Origin of the sequence: Specibacter sp. NPDC078692 (assembly GCF_040686835.1) — a bacterium.
Taxonomy (GTDB): Bacteria; Actinomycetota; Actinomycetes; order Actinomycetales; family Micrococcaceae; genus Specibacter.
In genome coordinates this window covers 1-1419 of record NZ_JBFBLV010000071.1, presented here as the reverse complement: position 1 = coordinate 1419, position 1419 = coordinate 1, and the positions used below count along the sequence as shown (strand labels likewise).

1 protein-coding gene is annotated in these 1419 nt (G+C 60.5%); it reads left to right on the top strand.

Translation table 11 applies throughout. From position 1 onward, the window contains the following. Positions 1-93 precede the first annotated feature (93 nt). On the top strand, positions 94-1395 hold the full coding sequence (locus tag AB0O97_RS20230) for an ISL3 family transposase (protein ID WP_363885067.1): 1302 nt from the start codon (positions 94-96) through the stop codon (positions 1393-1395). The last annotated feature ends 24 nt before the right edge of the window (positions 1396-1419 follow it).

Sequence of the window (1419 nt, the reverse complement as noted above, 5' to 3'; positions counted from 1 at the left end):
TGGGTGTTTTCCGCGCGCCTTAACGCCCACACGCCGCTTCCTGCCTAGGATTTTTGACTGTCTAAGGAACAAAAATCAAGGTAGGAAAACGGCGTGCAGAAAACAAGCATATGGTCTGCCATGCTCGGAGTCGAAAAAACTTCGATCATCGGCGTGGATTTCGATGAGTACGACGAGGTTTTACTGGCCAGAGTCAGGCCCCATAAATCCATGCGCAACCGGTGCGGGATCTGTTCCAGACGGTGCCCGCGTTACGACAACGGCGACGGGCCCAGGCGCTGGCGGACCCTGGACCTGGGAACCACCGAAACCTACCTTGTCGCCGAAGCCCCGCGCGTGAAATGCCCGGTGCACAAGGTGACCGTCGCCGCCGTTCCTTGGGCCCGCCACCAGGCAGGCCACACCAGGATCTTTGACCAACAGGTCGCCTGGCTGGCCACCCAATGCTCCAAGAGCGCTGTCACCGCGTTGATGCGCATCGCCTGGCGCACCGTGGGAGCAATCATCAACCGTTTCTGGAACGACACCGCCGCCACGTTTGACCCGTTCGCGAACCTGACACGGATCGGCATTGACGAGATCTCCTACAAGCGCGGACACAAGTATTTGACCGTCGTCGTGGACCATGACTCCGGCCGGCTGGTTTGGGCATCCCCGGGCAGGGACAAGGCCACCCTACGAAAATTCTTTGACGCCCTCGGGGAAGAACGATCCGCCCAGATCACGCATGTATCCGCCGATGCCGCCACCTGGATCGCCTCCGTCGTGACCGAAAAATGCCCCACCGCCGTCCGCGTCGCCGACCCCTTCCATGTAGTCATGTGGGCCACCGACGCACTGGATGAGGAACGCCGTACAGCCTGGAACCGGGCACGGAAACAAGCCAAGGAAAACGAGCCATCCCGAGGCCGGGGCCGCCCGCCCAAGGACGCACCCGCCCGGCCCGACAGCGAGAACGCAACGAAACTGAAGAACTCCCGCTACGCGCTCTGGAAGAACCCCGAGGACCTCACCGACAAGCAGCAGGTGAAGCTGGACTGGATCGTGCTGACAGACCCAAGGCTGGGTCGGGCCTACTACCTCAAGGAAGGCCTGCGCACCGTCTTCAAACTGCCACTGAAAGAAGCCGCCGAAGCACTGGATAGATGGGTGTCATGGGCCAGACGCTGCAGGATTCCCTCGTTCGTGAAACTGCAGAAAAGCATCGTCAAACACCGTCAATCCATCCTGGCATCGATCGAGCACGGCCTCTCCAACGGACGCATCGAATCCATGAACACCAAGATCCGACTCATCACCCGGATAGCCTTCGGCTTCAAATCCCCGCAAGCATTGATCAGCCTGGCCATGCTCAGCCTCGGCGGCCACAAACCGGTACTCCCCGGACGAAAATGACCCACGGATATGTCAGGAGAGCCG